This is a genomic window from Streptomyces netropsis (assembly GCF_014203545.1).
Taxonomy (GTDB): Bacteria; Actinomycetota; Actinomycetes; order Streptomycetales; family Streptomycetaceae; genus Streptomyces; species Streptomyces netropsis.
The window spans coordinates 990,330-1,011,703 of the sequence record NZ_JACHJG010000001.1 but is presented as its reverse complement, the minus strand read 5'-3'; the positions used below and the strand labels follow the sequence as shown (position 1 = coordinate 1,011,703).

Genomic DNA, 21,374 nt, shown 5'->3' with positions numbered 1-21,374 from the left:
ACTCAGGACTCCTGGGTGACGGAGACGAGCACGTCGTCCCCTTGGATCTTTACGGGGTATACGGGGACGGGGCGCGTGGCGGGCAGTCCGGACGGCTCACCGGTGCGCAGGTCGAAGCTGGAGCCGTGCAGCCAGCACTCGATGGCGCAGTCCTCCACCTCGCCCTCCGACAGCGAGACGTTCGCGTGCGAGCAGATGTCGTTGATCGCGAACACCTCGCCCTCGGTGCGCACGATGGAGACCGGCGTGCCGTCGAGCTCGACACGCTTGGGCGTGTCCTGCTCCAGCTCGCTCAGCCCACAGGCTCGTACGAAGGTGGCTTCGGTGGTCATGCGACGGACGCCCCCAGCTCGGCCTCGATCTTGGTGAGGAGGCGCTCCTCGACGTCCGCGACGCCGATCTGCTGGACCAGCTCGGCGAAGAAGCCGCGGACGACCAGGCGGCGTGCCTCGTCGGCCGGGATGCCGCGGGCCATCAGGTAGAACAGCTGCTCGTCGTCGAAGCGGCCGGTCGCCGAGGCGTGGCCGGCGCCGACGATCTCGCCGGTCTCGATCTCCAGGTTGGGGACCGAGTCGACGCGGGCACCGTCGGTGAGGACGAGGTTGCGGTTGAGCTCGTAGGTGTCCGTGCCCTCGGCGGCGGCGCGGATGAGCACGTCACCGATCCAGACCGCGTGCGCGTCCTTGCCCTGCAGCGCGCCCTTGTAGGCGACGTTGCTGCGGCAGTGCGGGGTGTCGTGGTCGACGAAGAGGCGGTGCTCCTGGTGCTGACCCGCGTCGGTGAAGTACAGGCCGTAGAGCTCGGCCTCGCCGCCGGGGGCGCCGTAGACGACCCGGGGGTGCAGCCGGACCAGGTCGCCGCCGAAGGTGACGATCACGGACTTGAAGGTGGCGTCGCGGCCGACCAGCGCGGTGTGCTGGGCGACGTGCACCGCGGAGTCGTCCCAGTCCTGGACGGAGACGACGGTCAGCTTGGCGCCGTCGCCGATCAGGTACTCGACGTTGGCGGCGAGGGTGGCGTCGCCGGTGTGGTCGATGACGACGACGGCCTCGGCGAAGGCACCGATCTCGATGACCTGGTGACCGAAGGCCACCCCGCCCTCACCGTGCACGGTGATGCGGACGGGCTCGGTGAGCACCGTCTCCTTGGGGACCGAGACGACCGAGGCCTTCTCGAAGGAGCTGTACGCCTGGGCGGCGACCCGGTCGACCGGCTTGCCGGACGAGCCGACACGGGCGTCGTCCCGGCCGACGGTCTCCACGGTGACGCCCTCGGGGGCCTTCACCTCGACCTTGACGCCGCCATCGGCCACCGCCGTGCCGTCGTGCAGACCGCGCAGACGCTCCAGCGGGGTGAACCGCCATTCCTCCTCGCGGCCGTGCGGCACGGGGAAGTCCGCCACGTCGTACGAGGCGGGGGCGCTGACCCGGGCGTCGATGGGCTGCTTCGGCCCGCCCACCTGGATGGCGCCGTCGGTGGTGCTGCCGGCGGGAGTGTTCTCAGCCATGGCTGTCGTCGTGCTCTCTTCCTGTCACAAAGGGTTCGCTGCTCGGTGGTGGTGCGGTGTCGGCGTCAGCCGACCGCGCCTTCCATCTGCAGCTCGATCAGCCGGTTGAGCTCCAGGGCGTACTCCATGGGCAGCTCGCGGGCGATCGGCTCGACAAAGCCACGCACGATCATGGCCATGGCCTCGAACTCGGTCAGACCGCGGCTCATCAGGTAGAACAGCTGGTCGTCGCTGACCTTGGAGACGGTCGCCTCGTGGCCCATGGAGACGTCGTCCTCGCGGACGTCGACGTAGGGGTAGGTGTCCGAGCGGGAGATGGTGTCCACCAGCAGGGCGTCACAGAGCACGTTCGACTTGGAGCCGTGGGCGCCCTCGCCGATCTCGATGAGGCCGCGGTAGGAGGTGCGGCCACCGCCTCGCGCCACCGACTTGGAGACGATGTTGGAGGAGGTGTTCGGCGCCATGTGGACCATCTTGGCGCCGGCGTCCTGGTGCTGGCCCTCGCCGGAGAAGGCGATGGACAGGGTCTCGCCCTTGGCGTGCTCGCCCATCAGGTAGACGGCGGGGTACTTCATCGTCACCTTGGAGCCGATGTTGCCGTCGACCCACTCCATGGTCGCGCCCTCGTAGGCCACGGCGCGCTTGGTGACCAGGTTGTAGACGTTGTTCGACCAGTTCTGGATGGTCGTGTAGCGGCAGCGGCCGCCCTTCTTGACGATGATCTCCACGACGGCGCTGTGCAGCGAGTCGGAGGAGTAGATCGGGGCGGTGCAGCCCTCGACGTAGTGCACGTAGGCGTTCTCGTCGACGATGATCAGCGTCCGCTCGAACTGGCCCATGTTCTCCGTGTTGATACGGAAGTAGGCCTGGAGCGGGATGTCGACGTGGACGCCCGGCGGGACGTAGATGAAGGAGCCACCGGACCACACGGCGGTGTTCAGCGAGGCGAACTTGTTGTCACCGACGGGGATGACCGTGCCGAAGTACTCCTGGAAGATCTCCGGGTGCTCCTTGAGCGCCGTGTCGGTGTCCAGGAAGAGAACGCCCTGCTCCTCCAGGTCCTCGCGGATCTGGTGGTAGACGACCTCCGACTCGTACTGGGCGGCGACACCGGCGACGAGGCGCTGCTTCTCGGCCTCCGGGATGCCCAGCTTGTCGTAGGTGTTCTTGATGTCCTCGGGCAGTTCCTCCCAGGAAGCGGCCTGCTTCTCGGTGGAGCGCACGAAGTACTTGATGTTGTCGAAGTCGATGCCGGTGAGGTCCGAGCCCCAGGTCGGCATGGGCTTCTTGTCGAAGAGCCGCAGGCCCTTGAGGCGGAGCTTCAACATCCACTCCGGCTCGGACTTCTTGGCCGAGATGTCGCGGACGACCTCCTCGGAGAGGCCGCGCTTGGCCGCGGCACCGGCCGCGTCGGAGTCGGCCCAGCCGTATTCGTACGTGCCCAGACCCTCGAGCTCAGGGTGAGCAGTCTCCGTGGGGAGTGTCATGCGGGGTTCCTCCCGGCCGTGCTGGTGGATGCTGTGGTGGTCTTGGGGATGAACGTCGTGCACACACCGTCGCCGTGGGCGATGGTGGCCAGACGCTGCACATGAGTCCCGAGCAGGCGGGAGAAGACCTCGGTCTCCGCCTCGCACAGCTGCGGGAACTGCTCGGCGACATGGGCGACCGGGCAGTGGTGCTGGCAGAGCTGTTCGCCGACCGGTGCGCTACGCGCTGTAGCAGCGTACCCGTCCTCGGTCAATGCCCTGGCGAGGGCCTCTGTCCGCTCCTCGGGGGCGACGGCCTCGAGGGCGGCCCGGTATCCCTCGGCCTGGGCGGCCATCCGGGCGCGGGCGAAGGCGGCCACGGCCGCCTCACCCATCTCACCACCGCCGGCGGCCTGCGCGATCCAGCGCAGAGCGTCCCCGGCGAGCTTGTCGTAGGCCTGGTCGAAGGCGTCCCGGCCGCAGTCGGTGAGGGCGAACATCTTCGCGGGGCGCCCGCGCGTACGCGCGCCGTAGACGCGCTTCTCGCGGGGCTCCACGACGCCCTCGGCGAGGAGGGTGTCGAGGTGGCGGCGCACGGCCGCCTGGGTGAGCTCCAGCCGCAGGGCCAGCTCGGCCGCGGTGGACGGACCGTGATCGAGGATGGACCGGGCCACGCGATTGCGGGTGCCCCGCTGATCGTCGTGCGCGCGCTGATCCTCCCGCGCGGGCATGTGCGCAAGGGCCTCGGCCCCGGCGGCCGCCTCGGCCGCGGGGTCCTGGGGATCCTCGCCCGCGTATTTCACAACACCATTGTTGCGTAATTACCGGAGAGGGGACAAGCCTCGCCCTCGCCACGCGGCGGTGGTTTTGATCACTAAGGGTTACCTAACCGCCACCCCGTCAGGTATTCCGCGGCCCCCCGGCGGGGTCCGGACCGGCTCGGGGTTCGTAGACTTCCCGGCATGCGCAGCGCCTTCCCGGGGGACGATCCCCGGCCCCCCGGCCGAGAGCTCGCGGTCGAGATCCACGGTCTGGTCAAGCGGTACGGCCCGAAGACCGCGGTGGACGGGCTCGACCTGTCCGTCGCCACCGGCACCCTCACCGCCGTGCTCGGCCCCAACGGGGCCGGCAAGACCACCACCATCGAAACCTGTGAGGGCTACCGCCGCCCCGACGCCGGCACGGTCCGGGTGCTCGGCCTCGATCCGGTCGCCGACTCCGCCGCGCTGCGGCCGAGGATCGGCGTGATGCTGCAGAGCGGCGGGGTCTACCCCGGGGCGCGCGCGGAGGAGATGCTGCGCCACACCGCCTCCCTGCACGCCCACCCCGTGGACGTCGACGCGCTCATCGACCGCCTGGGGCTCGGCTCCTGCGGGCGCACGGCCTACCGGCGGCTATCCGGCGGCCAGCAGCAGCGCCTGGCGCTGGCCATGGCCGTCGTCGGCCGCCCTGAGCTGGTCTTCCTCGACGAGCCGACCGCGGGCCTCGACCCGCAGGCCCGCCGCGCGACCTGGGACCTCGTGCGCGAGCTGCGTGCGGACGGCGTCACCGTCGTCCTCACCACGCACCACATGGACGAGGCCGAGCAGCTGGCGGACGACGTCGCCATCGTCGACGGCGGCAAGGTCATCGCCCAGGGCAGCCCGGAGGAGCTGTGCCGGGGCGGCGCGGAGAACACCCTGCGGTTCAGCGGCCGGCCCGGCCTGGACCTGGACTCGCTCCTCAAGGCCCTGCCCGCCGACTCCGCCGCCGCGGAGCTGACGTCCGGCACGTACCGGGTCACCGGCAAGGTCGACCCGCAACTGCTCGCGACGGTCACCGTCTGGTGCGCGCAGAACGGGGTCATGCCGGACCGCATAGCGGTCGAGCGGCACACCCTGGAGGACGTCTTCTTGGAACTGACCGGCAAGGAGCTGCGGGCATGAGCACCGACACGACCGCGGGCACGAGCCCGGAGACGGGCACGGGCACCTTCGCCCCGAGGCCCGGTGCCGCGCCGCTCGTCCGGATGATCCGGGCGCAGGCCGCGCTGGAGACCCGGATGCTGTTGCGCAACGGCGAGCAGCTGCTGCTGACCGTCGTCATCCCCACCCTCCTGCTGGTCCTCTTCAGTGCCGTCGACATCATCGACACCGGTGAGGGCGAGGCCGTGGACTTCCTCGCCCCCGGCGTCCTCGCGCTCGCCGTGATGTCCACGGCCTTCACCGGGCAGGCCATCGCGACGGGCTTCGAGCGCCGCTACGGGGTGCTCAAGCGGCTCGGCGCGTCCCCGCTGCCGCGCTGGGGGCTGATGACCGCCAAGACCTGCTCGGTGCTGGTCACCGAGGTCCTCCAGATCGCCTTGCTGACGGTGATCGCCTTCGCGCTCGGCTGGTCGCCGCACGGCAACCCGCTCTCCGTGCTCGCGCTGCTCGTCCTCGGCACCGCGGCGTTCTCGGGTCTCGGGCTGCTGATGGCCGGCACCCTCAAGGCCGAGGCGACCCTGGCCGCGGCCAATCTGGTCTTCCTTCTCCTGCTGGTCGGCGGCGGGGTCATCGTGCCGCTGGACAAGTTCCCGGCGGGTGCCCGGTCCGTGCTCGAACTGCTGCCGATCTCCGCCCTGTCCGACGGGCTGCGGGACGTCCTCCAGCACGGCGCGGGCCTGCCCTGGGGCGACCTGGGGATCCTCGCCGCATGGGCCGTCCTCGGGCTCGGCGCGGCGGCGCGCTTCTTCCGCTGGGAGTAGCCCCGCACGCGCTGTCACCAGCGGAATCACAAAGGGACAATCCACCACGCACCCCCCTCGTGAATCCATGCACAAGCGGGCCCTTACGATGGCTCCCGTGCCGAAAACGCTGAACCCCCTCCAGCTCGTCGCCGACCGCTGGCAGCCGTCCGCCCGCTTCGTCCAGCGGGCCGCGTTCGCCTGCGTCGTGATGGCCGTGATCATCGTCGTGACGGGCGGCGCGGTCCGGCTCACCCAGTCCGGGCTCGGCTGCCCGACCTGGCCGACCTGCACCGAAGACAGCCTGACGCCGACGCCCGAGATGGGCATCAACGGCGTCATCGAGTTCACCAACCGCATGCTCACCTACGTGCTGTGCGCGGTCGTGGGCCTGGCCATCACGGCGGCACGCGCGCGTGCCCCGCGCCGCCGCAGCCTCACCCGGCTGGGCTGGGCGCAGTTCTGGCTGGTGGCGAGCAACGGCATCATCGGTGGCATCACGGTGCTGACGGGCCTCAACCCCTACATCGTCGCCTCGCACTTCCTGGCGGCCACCGCGCTGCTGACGGTCGCGGTGGTGATGTGGCGCCGCGCGAGCGAGGGCGACGAGGAGCCGCGCGACCTGGTGGCCCGCCCGGTGCGGCAGCTCGGCTGGGTGCTGGTCGTCGCGACCGCCCTGCTGATCGTCATCGGCACCGTGGTGACGGGCTCGGGCAAGCACGCGGGCGACGCGAAGAAGGACGTCCACCGCATCCCGCTGGACGTCCGGGAGATCACCCAGCTGCACGTGGACCTCGTCTGCGTCGTGCTCGGTCTGGTCGTCGCCCTGTGGTTCGTCCTGCGGGCCGTGAAGGCGCCGGCCGGGACCCACCGCGGGGTGGTGGAGCTGTTCGGCGTGCTGATGCTCCAGGGCACCATCGGCTTCGTGCAGTACGTCAACGACTCCCCCGAGCTCCTCGTGGGCACCCACATGCTCGGCTCCTGCCTGGTGTGGATCGCCGTACTGCGGGTCTTCCTGTCACTGCGGGACCGCGGTGAGCTGCACGCCTCGGTGCCCGCTCCCTCCGGCGGGCACGACACGCTTCAGCCGGCCGCCGCGTCCAGCCGGTAGACCCTGCACGCGGTGCCGGCCGCGACGAGCGAGGCGATCCGCCCCGCCTCCGCGCGCCGGCACCAGCCGTCGGCGACCCAGTCGCCCATGAGCCGCTCCATGGCCCGGACGAACAGCCGGGCGCCCACCACGTACAGCTCCGCCAGCGCCCGCGCCCCGGTGGAGAACAGCAGCTTGCCGAACGGCGCCTCGCGCAGCGTCTCCTCGGGGCGGGCCCCGACGTCCGCGTAGACGTGCGGGAAGACCGCGGCGAGCTGCGCCGCCTGCCGGTGGTGCCAGGGATCGGGCAGCAGCACCAGGTCCGTGCCCAGGCCGGCCGTGGCCCGCAGGAAGGGGCCGAGCGGCCGGGGGTCAGGGCAGTGCAGCTGGACGGGCAGCCCGGTGGCGGCGGCGCTCCACAGCAGATGACGGCCGAGTACGGGCCCGCCGGGTGCGGAGCCCCTGCGGCGGGTGCGCAGCCAGTGGTCGGCGGCCCTGCGGACCTCGTCCGGGCCGGGCGGAGTCCCGTCGCACGAGGGGACCCCGGAGGCGAACGCCGTGGCGTTCTGGGCGGCGGCGTAGAGCGCCTCGGCGAGGTAGGCGGCGAAGGAGTCGGCGCTGCCGGAGGTGTCCGCGACCTGCGCGGCGAGCGGTTCGAGGCGGACCACCTCGTGGGCGCGGCCGGCGGCGGCGCTGGCCAGCTCCCCGGGGGAGGTGAGGTCGCTGGGCACCCCGGCCTCCAGCAGGAACGTCCCGATGCCCGCGCCGCGCAGCAGCAGGTGACCGGCCCGGTAGGCGCCCAGTTCGCGGCGCCTGGCCAGATAGCGGACCGGGGCGCAGTGCGGTTCCAGACCGAGCAGGGGCGGGCACCAGCGGCGCACGGCGAGGCCCGCGCGGCTGTCGAAGAAGGTCGTCCCGCGGGGGGCCGCGCCGGTGGATCCGGCGGCCGCCGCGAGATGCGTCTCGAACGCCCCGAGGCCCAGTTCGCCGTGGACGGCACCGTGGCTGTACTGATCGACGAGCGGCGGCATGCCGTATACCATTCGCGCCCACCCCGTCCCGCTCGCCCGACCCCGCCCGCGCGGCGCCCGAGGGGCCGCTTCCGAGGGGTTTAACGGGCGAGTCGCCCGTCAGTTATGACGGCACGGGAACGGCCTGGTGGGCGGCGTGCACCGCGTCGGGCAAGCGGCGCCGCGGCCGTCAGCCGTTGCTGGGACCGCCGAGCTGCATGCCGGCCATGCGGGTCCACTCGTACGGACCGGTGCGGACCTTGGCCGCCATCTCGCCGTCGAAGTCGTCCCGAAGGGTGATCCCGGCGATCTCCGCGGCCTTCCGCGCGATCTCGAAAGAGGGAGCGACGAGGTTGCCCCACTCCTCGTTGGCGCCGACGAGGGCGATCCGGGTGGTGCCGCGGCCGATGTGCGCGAGCTGGCCCTCGGCGCTGCCGCCGTGGTTCTTGGCGAACGCGCTGATCTGCCGGGCCAGCCGGGCGGCCTTGCGGGCCGCCTTGGCGTCGATTGCGGTCTCTTCGGCCTGCGTGAGGGTGTCTGCCATGAGCAGGATGCTACCGGCCAGTACGCGCCTTCTGGGGGGAGACCCCCAGACCCCCTAGTGGAGGAAGGGATCCACGGCGACGGCGGCGAAGAGCAGCGAGACATAGGTGATGGACCAGTGGAACAGCCGCATCTCCTTGAGCTTCGCGCCCGTGATCCCCGCCTTGGCCCGGGCCTGGAGGCCGTGCGCCTCCTTGAGCCAGAAGGCTCCGAGCGCGGCCGCGACGACCGAGTAGAACCAGCTGGTGTAGCCGAGGGGCTGGAGCGAGAGGGAGACGCCGACCATCACCCAGCTGTAGAGGACGATCTGGCGGGCCACCACCTTGTTGCCCGCGGTGACCGGCAGCATCGGCACGCCCACGCGCTCGTAGTCGTCCTTGACCTTCATCGACAGCGGCCAGTAGTGCGGCGGCGTCCAGAAGAAGATGACGAGGAAGAGGACGAGGGCGGCCCAGGAGACGGAGTCGGTGACCGCGGACCAGCCGATGAAGACCGGCATGCAGCCCGCGATGCCGCCCCAGACGATGTTCTGCGCGGTACGCCGCTTGAGGATCATCGTGTAGACGACGACGTAGAACAGCGAGGCGCCGAGCGAGAGCATCGCCGACAGGGGGTTGACCAGGTACCAGAACCACACCGTCGACCCGACGGTCAGCGCGGAGGCGAAGACCAGGCACTCACGCGGCGAGACCATGCCGGTGACCAGCGGTCGCTGCGAGGTGCGGTCCATCATCGCGTCGATGTCGCGGTCGATGTACATGTTGAACGCGCCCGCGCCGCCCGCCGACAGATAGCCGCCGACGCAGGTCGCCAGGACCAGCCACAGGTCGGGCACGCCCTCCGCGGCGAGGAACATCACCGGCACGGTCGTCATGAGCAGCAGCTCGATGACCCGGGGCTTGGTCAACGCAACGAACGCCTTGACACGGGCCCCGAACGGCCGGTGGCTGGGGCTCTCAACGAGCACCCCCGCAGGACGGGATTCGACGGCCGTCACGCACACCCCTGACAGAGATAAGGCCAGCAAGCACATCCGGGCGTGCAGACCCGGGAAAGACTTGCGCGTACCACGCCACTCTAGACGTAGGGGGTACTCCGCCCTCCGCCGGGGTGGGTCGTGTTGGAGGCCCCTCTCGCCCTCATGATCCCGGCCCCACAACCGATCTTGAGCATTCGCCGCCTCGGGCGGAGGGACCGGCCCGGTACCCCGGAAGGCGCTCGAAAACCTCTCGAACGTCCCGCGGAATTCCGCGGGACACGACAGAACGGAAGCGTTCGGGAGGCGGCCGGGCGCACTCCCCGGCAGGCTGGTTCCATGGCCGTCGCACCCACCACGGGAATCTTTGCCATCCGGACCGGGTTGCCCGGGCACACGGTCGGGCAGCCGACTGTACGTCGAAAAAATGCGCGTCCCAGCGGGGGTAGGCTCGACAGCGCCGCGTCGTGGCGGAATACCGCCCCCGGCAATCGCACATGTGGAGAGGAGCCCTGACCGAGGGTGAGCAACAAGCCGACCACCACAGACCTCGAGTGGACCGAACTGGACCAGCGGGCCGTCGATACCGCTCGCGTCCTGGCCATGGATTCCGTACAGAAGGTCGGTAACGGCCATCCCGGCACGGCCATGAGTCTGGCGCCCGCCGCCTATCTGCTGTTCCAGAAGCTGATGCGGCACGACCCGAGCGACGCCGACTGGACCGGACGCGACCGGTTCGTCCTCTCCCCCGGCCACACGAGCCTGACGCTCTACATCCAGCTCTTCATGGCCGGGTACGGCCTGGAGCTCGCGGACCTGAAGTCGTTCCGCACCTGGGACAGCAAGACCCCGGGCCACCCGGAGCACGGCCACACCCGCGGCGTGGAGACCACCACCGGCCCGCTGGGCCAGGGCATCGCCAACGCGGTGGGCATGGCCATGGCCGCCCGCTACGAGCGCGGTCTGTTCGACCCGGAGGCGGCGAAGGGCGAGTCCCCCTTCGACCACACCATCTGGGCGATCGTCTCCGACGGCGACCTGGAGGAGGGCATCTCCGCCGAGGCGTCCTCGCTGGCCGGCCACCAGAAGCTCGGCAACCTCGTCGCGCTCTACGACGACAACCACATCTCGATCGAGGGCGACACCGAGACGGCCTTCTCCGAGGACGTCCTGGCGCGCTACGAGGCGTACGGCTGGCACGTCCAGCGCATCGAGCAGTCCCCGAACGGCGACTTCGACGTCCAGGCGCTGTACGCGGCGCTGAAGGCGGCGCAGGAGGAGACCGAGCGTCCCTCGATCATCGCCGCGCGCACGATCATCGCCTGGCCCGCCCCGAACGCGCAGAACACCGAGGCCTCGCACGGCTCGGCGCTGGGCGACGAGGAGGTGGCCGCGACCAAGAAGGTGCTGGGCTTCGACCCCGAGCAGACCTTCCAGGTCGAGGACGAGGTCTTCACCCACGTCCGCTCGGTCGTCGACCGCGGCCGCGAGGCGCACGCCACGTGGAGCAAGCGGCTGGAGGAGTGGCGCACGGCGAACCCGCAGCGCGCCGCCGACTTCGACCGGATCAACGCGGGCGAGCTGCCCGACGGCTGGGAGAAGGCGATCCCCTCCTTCCCCGCGGGCAAGGACGTCGCGACCCGCAAGGCGTCGGGCGAGGTCCTCAAGGCGCTGGGCGGCGTGATCCCCGAGCTGTGGGGCGGCTCCGCCGACCTCGCCGGCTCGAACAACACGACCATCGACGCGTCGTCGTCCTTCCTCCCGAAGGGCAACCCGCTGCCGGAGGCGAACCCCTACGGCCGCACGGTGCACTTCGGCATCCGTGAGCACGCCATGGGCTCGACCATGAACGGCATCGCGCTGCACGGCAACACCCGCATCTACGGCGGCACCTTCCTGGTGTTCTCCGACTACATGCGCCCGGCCGTGCGACTGGCCGCGCTGATGAAGCTGCCGGTCACCTACGTGTGGACGCACGACTCCATCGGCCTCGGCGAGGACGGCCCGACCCACCAGCCGGTCGAGCACATGGCCGCGCTGCGCGCCATCCCGGGCCTGAACATGGTCCGCCCGGCCGACGCCAACGAGACGGCGATCGCCTGGCGCGAGATCACCAAGCGCCACACCACTCACCCGGCGCCGCACGGTCTGGCCCTCACCCGCCAGAACGTGCCCACCTACGAGGCAAACGAGGGCGTCGCCAAGGGCGGCTACGTCCTGTTCGAGGCCGAGGGCGGCCGTCCGCAGGTGATCCTGATCGGCACCGGTTCCGAGGTCCAGCTGGCCGTCGAGGCCCGTGACGTCCTCCAGGCCGAGGGCATCCCGACCCGGGTCGTCTCGATGCCGTCCGTCGAGTGGTTCGAGGAGCAGGACCAGGCGTACCGCGACGGCGTCCTGCTGCCCGACGTCAAGGCGCGGGTCGCGGTCGAGGCCGGCATCGGTCTGACCTGGCACCGCTACGTCGGCGAGAGCGGCCGGATCGTCTCGCTGGAGCACTTCGGCGCCTCCGCCGACTACAAGGTGCTCTACCGCGAGTTCGGTCTGACCACCGAGGCCGTGGTCGCCGCCGCGCGCGAGTCGGTCGAGCACGCCGACGCCAACCGCCGCTGACGCCCGCAAACAATCAGTAGGAGATGCAATCCCCATGACAGACGCACTCAAGCGCCTCTCCGACGAAGGCGTCGCGATCTGGCTGGACGACCTGTCCCGCAAGCGCATCACGTCGGGCAACCTGGCCGAGCTGATCGACCAGAGCCACGTCGTGGGCGTCACGACCAACCCGTCGATCTTCCAGAAGGCGATCTCCGGCGGTGACGGTTACGAGCAGCAGCTCGCCGACCTCGCGGCCCGCAAGGTCACCGTCGACGAGGCCATCCGCATGATCACGACGGCGGACGTCCGCGACGCCGCCGACATCCTGCGCCCGGTCTTCGACGCGACCGACGGCCAGGACGGCCGGGTCTCCATCGAGGTCGACCCGCGCCTGGCGCACGACACGGTGGCCACGGTCGCCGAGGCCAAGCAGCTGGCCTGGCTGGTGGACCGCCCGAACACCCTCATCAAGATCCCGGCGACCAAGGCGGGCCTGCCGGCCATCGCCGAGGTCATCGGCAAGGGCATCAGCGTCAACGTGACGCTGATCTTCTCCCTCGAGCGCTACCGCGCGGTGATGGACGCCTACCTGACCGGTCTGGAGAAGGCCAAGGCCGCGGGCCTGGACCTGTCCCTGATCCACTCGGTCGCGTCCTTCTTCGTGTCCCGCGTGGACACCGAGATCGACAAGCGCCTCGACGCGCTGGGCACGGCGGAGGCCAAGGAGCTGCGCGGCAAGGCGGCGCTCGCCAACGCCCGCCTGGCCTACCAGGCGTACGAGGAGGTCTTCTCCTCCGACCGCTGGGCCGCCCTGGAGAAGTCCGGCGCCAACAAGCAGCGCGCCCTGTGGGCCTCGACCGGCGTCAAGGACCCGGCCTACAAGGACACGCTGTACGTGGACGACCTGGTCGCCCCGAACACGGTCAACACCATGCCGGAGGCCACCCTGGAGGCCACCGCCGACCACGGTCAGATCATCGGTGACACGGTGCGCGGCACGTACGAGCAGGCCAAGGCCGAGCTCGACGCGCTGGCGAAGGTCGGGATCTCGTACGACGACGTCGTGCAGGTCCTGGAGGACGAGGGCGTCGAGAAGTTCGAGGCGTCGTGGAACGACCTGCTGAAGTCCACTGAGGCGGAGCTCAAGCGCCTCGCTCCGGAGGCGTGAATTGAGCACAAGCAGCAATCCGCTGCGTGACGCTCAGGACCGACGGCTCCCGCGTATCGCGGGGCCGTCGGGCCTGGTCATCTTTGGCGTCACGGGCGATTTGTCCCGTAAAAAGCTGATGCCTGCCGTCTATGACCTGGCCAACCGCGGTCTGCTGCCGCCGGGCTTCTCGCTCATCGGCTTCGCGCGCCGCGACTGGGAGAACGAGGACTTCGCCCAGATCGTCCACGACGCGGTCAAGGAGCACGCGCGCACGCCCTTCCGCGAGGAGGTCTGGCAGCAGCTGGTGCAGGGCTGCCGGTTCGTCCAGGGCGACTTCGACGACGACGAGGCCTTCGAGACGCTCAAGGACACCATCCACGAGCTCGACAAGGCGCAGGGCACGGGCGGCAACTTCGCCTTCTACCTGTCCGTCCCGCCGAAGTTCTTCCCCAAGGTCGTCCAGCAGCTCAAGAAGCACGGACTGGCCGACCAGAAGGAGGGCTCCTGGCGGCGCGCCGTCATCGAGAAGCCCTTCGGGCACGACCTGGCCAGCGCCCAGGAACTCAACCGGATCGTCCACGAGGTGTTCCCGCCGGAAGAGGTCTTCCGGATCGACCACTACCTCGGCAAGGAGACGGTCCAGAACATCCTGGCGCTGCGCTTCGCCAACACCCTCTTCGAGCCGATCTGGAACCGGTCGTACGTCGACCACGTGCAGATCACCATGGCCGAGGACATCGGCATCGGCGGCCGGGCCGGCTACTACGACGGCATCGGTGCCGCCCGCGACGTCATCCAGAACCACCTGCTCCAGCTGCTCGCGCTCACCGCGATGGAGGAGCCCGCCTCCTTCGAGGCGGACGCGCTGGTCGCGGAGAAGACCAAGGTGCTCGGCGCCGTGCGGCTGCCGAAGGACCTCGGCAAGGAGACCGTGCGCGGTCAGTACGCGCACGGCTGGCAGGGTGGCGAGGAGGTCGTCGGCTACCTCGAAGAGGACGGCATCGACCCGCAGTCGAAGACCGACACCTACGCCGCGATCAAGCTGGAGATCGACAACCGCCGCTGGGCGGGCGTCCCCTTCTACCTCCGCACGGGCAAGCGGCTCGGCCGCCGCGTCACCGAGATCGCGGTGGTCTTCCAGCGCGCCCCGCACTCGCCCTTCGACCACACCGCCACCGAGGAGCTGGGGCAGAACGCCCTGGTGATCCGGGTGCAGCCGGACGAGGGCGTCACGCTGCGGTTCGGCTCCAAGGTGCCGGGCACCTCGATGGAGGTCCGGGACGTCTCGATGGACTTCGCCTACGGCGAGTCCTTCACCGAGTCCAGCCCGGAGGCGTACGAGCGGCTCATCCTCGATGTGCTGCTGGGCGACGCCAACCTCTTCCCGCGGCTGCGGGAGGTCGAACTGTCCTGGGAGATCCTCGACCCGATCGAGCGGTACTGGGACAAGCACGGCAAGCCCGCGTCCTACCAGGCCGGCACCTGGGGCCCGGACGAGGCCGACGAGATGCTCGCACGAGACGGACGGAGCTGGCGGCGGCCATGAAGATGGACCTCACGGACACCACGTCCAGCAAGATCAACAACGCGCTGGTCCAGGGCCGCCGCGCCATCGGCACCCCCGCCGTCGGCATGGTGCTCACCCTGGTCATCGTCACCGACGAGGAGCACGCCTACGACGCGCTCAAGGCCGCCAACGACGCGTCCCGCGAGCACCCCTCGCGCAAGCTCGTCGTCATCAAGCGGGTCAGCCGCTCGATGCGCGACCGCGCCAAGGCCCGCCTCGACGCCGAGGTCCGGGTCGGCACCAGCGCGGGCACCGGCGAGACGGTGGTCCTGAGGCTGTACGGCGACGTCATCGACCACGCCCAGTCGGTCGTGCTGCCGCTGCTGCTGCCCGACGCCCCCGTGGTCGTCTGGTGGCCGGTGGGTGCTCCGCCGAACCCGGAGAAGGACCCGCTGGGCGCCCTGGCCCAGCGCCGGGTGACCGACACCTACGCCGCCGAGGACCCCCTCGCGGAGGTCTCGGCCCGCGCCGCGCACTACACGCCCGGCGACACCGACCTGGCCTGGACCCGGATCACGCCGTGGCGCTCGATGCTCGCGGCCGCCCTGGACCAGCAGCAGGTCGACGTCGTCTCCGCCGAGGTCGAGGGCGAGGGCTACAACCCCAGCGGTGAGCTGCTCGCCATGTGGCTCGCGGACCGTCTCGGCGTCCCGGTGAAGCGGACCGTCTCGGACGGCCCGGGCCTGACCGCCGTACGGCTGGAGACCGGGAACGGCCCGATCGTCCTGGACCGTCCCAACGGCACGCTGGCCACGCTCTGCATGCCCGGCCAGCCGGACCGTGCCGTCGCGCTCAACCGACGCGAGACCGCGGAGCTCCTCGCGGAGGAGCTGCGCAGGCTCGACCCGGACACCACCTACGAGGCGGCGCTGAAGTACGGCGTGGAGCGGCTTTCCGAGCCGGCCGCGCAGTCGGCCGCGGCGCCGAAGGCGGCCAAGGCCGCTGAGGTCGCCGAGGCCGCTCCGGAGGCTCCGGCCGCTCCGGACGCTTCGGACGGAGCCACCGCCGCCCCCGCCAAGAAGGCGTCCGGCAAGAAGGCGGCGGGCAAGTGAGCGCTCCTCAGATCGTCGTCCACCGGGACAAGGAGCTGATGGCGCAGGCCGCGGCGGCCCGGCTGATCACGAAGATCGTGGACGCCCAGGCCGCCCGCGGCTCGGCCTCCGTCGTCCTCACGGGCGGGCGCAACGGCAACGGGCTGCTCGCGGCCCTCGCCACCGCGCCCGCGCGGGACGCGGTCGACTGGTCGCGGCTGGACCTGTGGTGGGGCGACGAGCGGTTCCTCCCGGACGGCGACCCCGAGCGCAATGTGACCCAGGCGCGCGAGGCGCTGCTGGACTCGGTGCCGCTGGACCCCGCCCGGGTGCACCCGATGCCGCCGGCGAGCGGCCCGTACGGCAACGACGCGGACGCGGCGGCGGAGGCCTACGCGGCGGAGCTCGCCGCGGCGGCCCGGCCCGAGGACCACGGCCCGGTGCCCGCGTTCGACGTCCTGCTGCTGGGCGTCGGCCCGGACACGCACGTGGCCTCGCTCTTCCCCGAACTGCCGGGCGTGCGGGAGACCGAGCGCACGGTGGTCGGCGTCCGGGGCGCGCCCAAGCCGCCGCCGAACCGGGTCTCCCTGACCCTGCCGGCAATTCGCGCGGCCCGCGAGGTGTGGCTGCTCGCGGCGGGCGAGGACAAGGCGAACGCGGTGGCGCTCGCGCTGAGCGGTGCGGGTGAGATCCAGGCCCCCGCCGCGGGGGCGTACGGCCGCAGCCGCACGCTGTGGCTGCTGGACGCCGCCGCGGCGGCTCGCCTTCCGCGGGATCTGTATCCTCCGGCGACGTCCTGACAGCACGCTGAACGGCCGATGGCCCGGTCTCCCCGCGGGGGGGGACCGGGCCATCGTGCGTTTCCCGGGCTCCGCCCGGACCCGGTCCTCAATCGCCGGACGGGCTGCAATAAGCCCGTCCGGCGATTGAGGACGCGCCCGCAGGGCGCTCGCCGCCGCAGGCGGCACAGACGGCCCGTAGGACGAAGATCCGGCCCTAGCGCCCGCGCAGCGAGCGGTAACGCGCGACCAGCGCAGCCGTGGACGCGTCCAGCCCCGGCACCTCGTCGCCGGCCGTCAGCGCGGGCTCGACCCGCTTCGCGAGGACCTTGCCGAGTTCGACGCCCCACTGGTCGAAGGAGTCGATGTTCCAGACCGCGCCCTGGACGAACACCTTGTGCTCGTACAGCGCGACCAACTGCCCGAGCACCGACGGCGTGAGCTCGTTCGCGAGGATCGTCGTGGTGGGGTGGTTGCCCTTGAACGTCTTGTGCGGGATCAGGTCCTGCGGGACGCCCTCCGCCGCGACCTCCTCCGGGGTCTTGCCGAAGGCGAGTGCCTGGCCCTGGGCGAAGAGGTTCGCCATCAGCAGGTCGTGCTGGCCGACCAGACCCGGCAGCAGGTCGTCCACGGGCTTGGCGAAGCCGATCAGATCCGCGGGGATCAGCTTCGTGCCCTGGTGGATCAACTGATAGTAGGCGTGCTGCCCGTTGGTGCCCGGGGTGCCCCAGACGACCGGGCCGGTCTGCCAGTTGACGGGGTTGCCGTCACGGTCCACCGACTTGCCGTTGGACTCCATGTCCAGCTGCTGCAGATACGCGGCGAACTTCGACAGGTAGTGGCTGTAGGGCAGCACCGCGTGGGACTGGGCGTCGTGGAAGTTGCCGTACCAGATGCCGAGCAGACCGAGCAGCAGCGGGACGTTCTCCTCCGGCGGCGCGCAGCGGAAGTGCTCGTCGACCAGGTGGAAGCCGGCCAGCATCTCGCGGAAGTGGTCCGGGCCGATGGCGAGCATCAGGGAGAGGCCGATGGCCGAGTCGTAGGAATAGCGACCGCCGACCCAGTCCCAGAACTCGAACATGTTGGCCGTGTCGATGCCGAACTCGGCGACCTTCTCCTCGTTCGTCGACAGCGCCACGAAGTGCTTGGCGACGGCCTCCTCGCCCGCGCGCAGGCCGGTCAGCAGCCAGTTGCGGGCGGACGTGGCGTTGGTGATGGTCTCGATGGTGGTGAACGTCTTCGAGGCGATGACGAACAGCGTCTCGGCCGGGTCCAGGTCCCGCACGGCCTCGTGCAGATCAGCGCCGTCGACGTTCGACACGAAACGGAACGTCATGTCCCGTGCGGTGTAGGCGCGCAGCGCCTCGTAGGCCATCGCGGGGCCGAGGTCGGAACCGCCGATGCCGATGTTGACGACGTTCTTGATGGGCTTTCCGGTGTGGCCCTTCCAGCCCCCCGAGCGCACCCGGTCGGCGAAGACCTGCATCTTCATCAATACGGCGTGCACGGCGGGGATGACGTTGACGCCGTCGCTCTCCACGACGGCGGATTCCGGGGCGCGCAGGGCGGTGTGCAGCACCGCGCGGCCCTCGGTGGTGTTGATCTTCTCGCCCCGGAACATCGCGTCCCGCAGCCCGGCCACCCCGGTCGCGGCCGCCAGCTCGCGCAGCAGCCGCAGCGTCTCGTCGGTGACCAGGTGCTTGGAGTAGTCGACGTACAGATCGCCGACGGAGAGCGCATAGCGCTCGGCCCGCGAGGAGTCGTCGGCGAACAGCTTCCGCAGGTGCACCTCCCCCAACTCTTCCCGGTGCTTGGCCAACGCGTTCCACTCAGGCGTCTGGTCGAGCCTGCTCCGGCCTTCTGCGTTCATCTCGGACATCAGCCCACTTCTTCTCGTTGCCGCCCCGCCATCCTCCAACCTAATTGATCAGGCTTCGGTATGAGGTGTCCGCACGCCCCGGCGCGGTCCTCGGCGGGCACGGGTGACGACGACGGCCCGGCCGCGCACCCTCGTGGGAGTGCGCGGCCGGGCCGCTTGGCGTGTTCGGTGCCGCTGCTCAGATCTCGCCGCGGAGCTTGGCGAGCGCCTCCGCCAGGATCGCCTCGCCGTCGGCGTCGCTGCGCCGCTCACGGACGTACGCGAGGTGCGTCTTGTACGGCTCGGTACGCGGCGGGTCCGGCGGGTTGTCCCGGTCCTGACCGGCAGGGAAGCCACAACGCGGGCAGTCCCACGTGTCCGGCACCTGCGCGTCGCTGGCGAAGCTCGGCTGCGTCTCGTGCCCGTTCGAGCACCAGAAGGAGATGCGGAGGCGCGGCGCGGACTCGCCCCGCTCGGCCTCCCCCATCGGCCCCGCTCCGACCCGACTTCCTCGGATCGCGTTGCCACTTGCCACGGTCGTAACTCCCTGCGTGATGGTGCTGCGAAGCGACGAGATGAAGCTCCGCGGCGGGCGCCCCAGTCTACGTAAGGCCCAACGCGCGTCCAGTGGCAGGAGTTACAGCCCGGCCGCGAGGACGCGAGCCCAATGATAGGCCGACCCGACGACGGTACGTCAGCTATCGAGCTTCATCAGCAGGCCGAGTGCCACGATGCACGCGAACCACAGCAGACCGACGACCACGGTGATGCGGTCGAGGTTGCGCTCGGCGACCGAGGAGCCGCCGACGGAGGACTGCATACCGCCACCGAACATATCGGACAGGCCGCCGCCCTTCCCCTTGTGCATGAGCACCAGCATCATCATCAGCAGGCTGAAGACGATGAGGGCGATCGAGAACCCCATGACCACGGCTTGACCAACTCTCTCGGACTGAAGAATCTCTCGGACGGTAAAACGTGCGGGGCCGGGCGGCGTGAAAACGCCGGTCCCGGCCCCGACAGGGTACGCCGCGGAGCACCCGTCGTCATAGCGGCCGCCTCGGCGGCCGCCACAGGTCCCGTCCCTTACTGGTCCCGGAACCGGACGATCTTGACGAACTCGTCCGCGTCCAGCGCCGCGCCACCGATCAGCGCGCCGTCGACGTCGGGCTTGGCCATGATCGCCGCGACGTTGCCGGACTTGACCGAGCCGCCGTACTGGATGCGGACCTTGTCGGCCAGCTCCTGGCCGTACAGCTCGGCGAGACGGCCGCGGATCGCTCCGCAGACCTCCTGCGCGTCCTCGGGGGTCGCGACCTCGCCGGTGCCGATGGCCCACACCGGCTCGTAGGCGATGACGATCGACTCGGCCTGCTCGGCCGGGATGTCCTTCAGACCGCCGTCGACCTGGGCCAGCGTGTGCTGGACCTGGTTGCCGGCCTTGCGGACGTCCAGGCCCTCGCCGACGCAGAGGATCGGGGTGAGCCCGTGCCGGTAGGCGGCCTTGACCTTGGCGTTGCAGACCTCGTCGGTCTCGGCGTGGTACTGGCGGCGCTCGGAGTGCCCGATGGTCACATAGGTGCACTTGAGCTTGGAGAGCATCGCGCCGGAGATCTCGCCGGTGTACGCACCGGAGTCGTACGCCGAGAGGTCCTGGGCGCCGTACTTGATCTTCAGCTTGTCGCCGTCGACCAGGGTCTGTACGGAGCGCAGGTCGGTGAACGGCGGCAGGACGGCCACCTCGACGGCGTCGTAGTCCTTGTCGGCGAGGGCGAAGGCGAGCTTCTGGACGTGCGCGATGGCCTCGAGGTGGTTGAGGTTCATCTTCCAGTTGCCCGCCATCAGCGGGGTACGGTCACTCACGTTGGTTCAGTCCTCCAGTGCTGCGAGGCCGGGGAGCGTCTTGCCCTCGAGGTACTCGAGGCTGGCGCCGCCGCCGGTCGAAATGTGGCCGAAAGCGTTCTCGTCGAAGCCCAGGATGCGCACGGCCGCGGCCGAGTCGCCACCACCGACGACGGTGAAGGCGGGGCTGTCGAGGAGACCCTGCGCCACGGCCTTGGTGCCGTTGGCGTAGTCGGGGTGCTCGAAGACACCCATGGGGCCGTTCCAGAAGACCGTGCCCGCGTCGGCGAGCTTCGCGGCGTAGAGCTCGCGGGTCTTCGGGCCGATGTCCAGGCCCTCCTTGTCGGCCGGGATGGCCTCCGCGGCGACGAGCTCGGGGTTGGCCGGGGCCTTGGTCTTCAGGTCCGGGAAGTCGGCCGAGACGAGGACGTCGACGGGGAGGACGAACTCCACGCCACGCTTCTCGGCCCGTGCCAGGTACTCCAGGCAGACCGGGATCTGGTCCTCCTGCAGCAGCGAGATGCCGACCTCGTGGCCCTTGGCCTTGAGGAAGGTGTAGGACATGCCGCCGCCGATGAGGATGCGGTCGGCCTTCTCCAGCAGGTTGTCGATGACACCCAGCTTGTCGGAGACCTTGGCACCGCCCAGCACCACGACGTAGGGGCGCTGCACCTCGTCGGTGAGCTTCTTCAGGACGCCGACCTCGGTGGCGATCAGGTCGCCGGCGGCGTGCGGGAGGCGCGCCGGGAGGTCGAAGACCGAGGCGTGCTTGCGGTGCACCGCACCGAAGCCGTCACCCACGTACAGGTCGGCCAGGGCCGCCAGCTCGTCGGCGAACGCGCCGCGCTCGGCGTCGTCCTTGCTCGTCTCGCCCGCGTTGAAGCGGAGGTTCTCCAGCAGCGTGACCTCGCCGTTCGCCAGAGCGGCGACGGTGGCCTTCGCGCTGTCGCCCACCGTGTCGGTGGCGAACGAGACGCTCTTGCCCAGGATCTCGCCGAGCCGCGCCGCGGCCGGGGCGAGGGAGAACTGGGGGTCCGGGGCGCCCTTGGGACGGCCCAGGTGGGAGGCGACGATCACCTTGGCGCCCGCCTCGGCGAGCTTGGCGATCGTCGGCGCGACGGCGCGGATGCGGCCGTCGTCGGTGATGGTGGTGCCCTCGAGCGGCACGTTGAGGTCGGCGCGGACGAAGACCCGCTTGCCCTCGACGCCGTCCTGGAGGAGTTCGTCGATCGTCTTCATGCAGTGACTCCGGTGACTTC

20 protein-coding genes are annotated in these 21,374 nt (G+C 70.5%); 8 read left to right on the top strand and 12 right to left on the bottom strand.

What is annotated here, in order from left to right; all coding sequences use genetic code 11:
- Nucleotides 1-2: 2 nt before the first annotated feature.
- From FHS38_RS04530 to FHS38_RS04515, 4 genes are all read right to left on the bottom strand, one after another.
- On the bottom strand, nucleotides 3-332 hold the full coding sequence (locus tag FHS38_RS04530) for a non-heme iron oxygenase ferredoxin subunit (RefSeq protein WP_184730806.1): 330 nt from the start codon (nucleotides 330-332) through the stop codon (nucleotides 3-5).
- Nucleotides 329-1,507, bottom strand: a complete 1,179-nt coding sequence (sufD, locus tag FHS38_RS04525) for a Fe-S cluster assembly protein SufD (protein ID WP_184730804.1) — start codon at nucleotides 1,505-1,507, stop codon at nucleotides 329-331. Before sufD ends, FHS38_RS04530 begins: the two co-directional genes overlap by 4 nt.
- 65 nt (nucleotides 1,508-1,572) lie before the next feature.
- Entirely contained in the window at nucleotides 1,573-2,994 is a 1,422-nt protein-coding gene (gene sufB / locus FHS38_RS04520; protein ID WP_130877200.1) for a Fe-S cluster assembly protein SufB, read from the bottom strand.
- Nucleotides 2,991-3,776 carry a helix-turn-helix transcriptional regulator gene (locus FHS38_RS04515; protein ID WP_229821844.1) on the bottom strand — a complete coding sequence of 262 codons (786 nt, stop codon included), beginning with the start codon at nucleotides 3,774-3,776 and terminating at the stop codon, nucleotides 2,991-2,993. Before FHS38_RS04515 ends, sufB begins: the two co-directional genes overlap by 4 nt.
- 159 nt (nucleotides 3,777-3,935) lie before the next feature.
- Between FHS38_RS04515 and FHS38_RS04510 the strand changes: the two genes are divergently transcribed.
- The 3 genes from FHS38_RS04510 to FHS38_RS04500 all read left to right on the top strand — a co-directional run bounded on the left by FHS38_RS04510 (nucleotide 3,936) and on the right by FHS38_RS04500 (nucleotide 6,788).
- Complete coding sequence (locus tag FHS38_RS04510) at nucleotides 3,936-4,898, top strand: ABC transporter ATP-binding protein (RefSeq protein ID WP_184730802.1); 963 nt, start codon at nucleotides 3,936-3,938, stop codon at nucleotides 4,896-4,898.
- Nucleotides 4,895-5,698, top strand: a complete 804-nt coding sequence (locus FHS38_RS04505; protein ID WP_184730799.1) for an ABC transporter permease — start codon at nucleotides 4,895-4,897, stop codon at nucleotides 5,696-5,698. The genes FHS38_RS04510 and FHS38_RS04505 overlap by 4 nt, the downstream gene beginning before the upstream one ends.
- 97 nt (nucleotides 5,699-5,795) lie before the next feature.
- Nucleotides 5,796-6,788 carry a COX15/CtaA family protein gene (locus tag FHS38_RS04500; protein WP_184730797.1) on the top strand — a complete coding sequence of 331 codons (993 nt, stop codon included), beginning with the start codon at nucleotides 5,796-5,798 and terminating at the stop codon, nucleotides 6,786-6,788.
- Here the strand turns inward: FHS38_RS04500 and FHS38_RS04495 are convergent.
- The 3 genes from FHS38_RS04495 to FHS38_RS04485 all read right to left on the bottom strand — a co-directional run bounded on the left by FHS38_RS04495 (nucleotide 6,761) and on the right by FHS38_RS04485 (nucleotide 9,317).
- Nucleotides 6,761-7,798, bottom strand: a complete 1,038-nt coding sequence (locus tag FHS38_RS04495) for an amidohydrolase (RefSeq protein ID WP_229821845.1) — start codon at nucleotides 7,796-7,798, stop codon at nucleotides 6,761-6,763. The two genes, FHS38_RS04500 and FHS38_RS04495, sit on opposite strands and share 28 nt — an antisense overlap.
- 169 nt (nucleotides 7,799-7,967) lie before the next feature.
- Nucleotides 7,968-8,321 carry a hypothetical protein gene (locus FHS38_RS04490; protein ID WP_184730793.1) on the bottom strand — a complete coding sequence of 118 codons (354 nt, stop codon included), beginning with the start codon at nucleotides 8,319-8,321 and terminating at the stop codon, nucleotides 7,968-7,970.
- A 54-nt stretch (nucleotides 8,322-8,375) separates the two neighbouring features.
- Nucleotides 8,376-9,317, bottom strand: coding sequence for a heme o synthase (locus FHS38_RS04485; RefSeq protein WP_184730791.1), 942 nt, complete (start codon nucleotides 9,315-9,317; stop codon nucleotides 8,376-8,378).
- A 501-nt stretch (nucleotides 9,318-9,818) separates the two neighbouring features.
- Here FHS38_RS04485 and tkt point away from each other — a divergent pair.
- The 5 genes from tkt to pgl are packed head-to-tail and all read left to right on the top strand — an operon-like array spanning nucleotide 9,819 to nucleotide 16,436.
- On the top strand, nucleotides 9,819-11,906 hold the full coding sequence (gene tkt / locus FHS38_RS04480) for a transketolase (RefSeq protein WP_184730789.1): 2,088 nt from the start codon (nucleotides 9,819-9,821) through the stop codon (nucleotides 11,904-11,906).
- Between the two features lie 34 nt (nucleotides 11,907-11,940).
- Entirely contained in the window at nucleotides 11,941-13,056 is a 1,116-nt protein-coding gene (tal, locus tag FHS38_RS04475) for a transaldolase (RefSeq protein ID WP_184730787.1), read from the top strand.
- A gap of 1 nt (nucleotide 13,057) precedes the next feature.
- Nucleotides 13,058-14,584, top strand: coding sequence for a glucose-6-phosphate dehydrogenase (zwf, locus tag FHS38_RS04470; protein ID WP_184730785.1), 1,527 nt, complete (start codon nucleotides 13,058-13,060; stop codon nucleotides 14,582-14,584).
- Complete coding sequence (gene opcA, locus FHS38_RS04465; RefSeq protein ID WP_184730783.1) at nucleotides 14,581-15,657, top strand: glucose-6-phosphate dehydrogenase assembly protein OpcA; 1,077 nt, start codon at nucleotides 14,581-14,583, stop codon at nucleotides 15,655-15,657. The genes zwf and opcA overlap by 4 nt, the downstream gene beginning before the upstream one ends.
- Nucleotides 15,654-16,436, top strand: a complete 783-nt coding sequence (gene pgl / locus FHS38_RS04460; protein WP_184730781.1) for a 6-phosphogluconolactonase — start codon at nucleotides 15,654-15,656, stop codon at nucleotides 16,434-16,436. The genes opcA and pgl overlap by 4 nt, the downstream gene beginning before the upstream one ends.
- 196 nt (nucleotides 16,437-16,632) lie before the next feature.
- Here the strand turns inward: pgl and pgi are convergent, their stop codons facing one another.
- The 5 genes from pgi to FHS38_RS04435 form a co-directional block, all read right to left on the bottom strand.
- Nucleotides 16,633-18,285 carry a glucose-6-phosphate isomerase gene (gene pgi / locus FHS38_RS04455; protein ID WP_184731168.1) on the bottom strand — a complete coding sequence of 551 codons (1,653 nt, stop codon included), beginning with the start codon at nucleotides 18,283-18,285 and terminating at the stop codon, nucleotides 16,633-16,635.
- Between the two features lie 187 nt (nucleotides 18,286-18,472).
- Nucleotides 18,473-18,808 carry an RNA polymerase-binding protein RbpA gene (locus FHS38_RS04450; RefSeq protein ID WP_003957010.1) on the bottom strand — a complete coding sequence of 112 codons (336 nt, stop codon included), beginning with the start codon at nucleotides 18,806-18,808 and terminating at the stop codon, nucleotides 18,473-18,475.
- Between the two features lie 159 nt (nucleotides 18,809-18,967).
- Entirely contained in the window at nucleotides 18,968-19,198 is a 231-nt protein-coding gene (gene secG, locus FHS38_RS04445; RefSeq protein WP_184730779.1) for a preprotein translocase subunit SecG, read from the bottom strand.
- Nucleotides 19,199-19,359: 161 nt separating this feature from the next.
- On the bottom strand, nucleotides 19,360-20,136 hold the full coding sequence (gene tpiA / locus FHS38_RS04440) for a triose-phosphate isomerase (RefSeq protein WP_184730776.1): 777 nt from the start codon (nucleotides 20,134-20,136) through the stop codon (nucleotides 19,360-19,362).
- A gap of 6 nt (nucleotides 20,137-20,142) precedes the next feature.
- On the bottom strand, nucleotides 20,143-21,354 hold the full coding sequence (locus FHS38_RS04435) for a phosphoglycerate kinase (protein ID WP_184730775.1): 1,212 nt from the start codon (nucleotides 21,352-21,354) through the stop codon (nucleotides 20,143-20,145).
- Nucleotides 21,355-21,374: the final 20 nt, after the last annotated feature.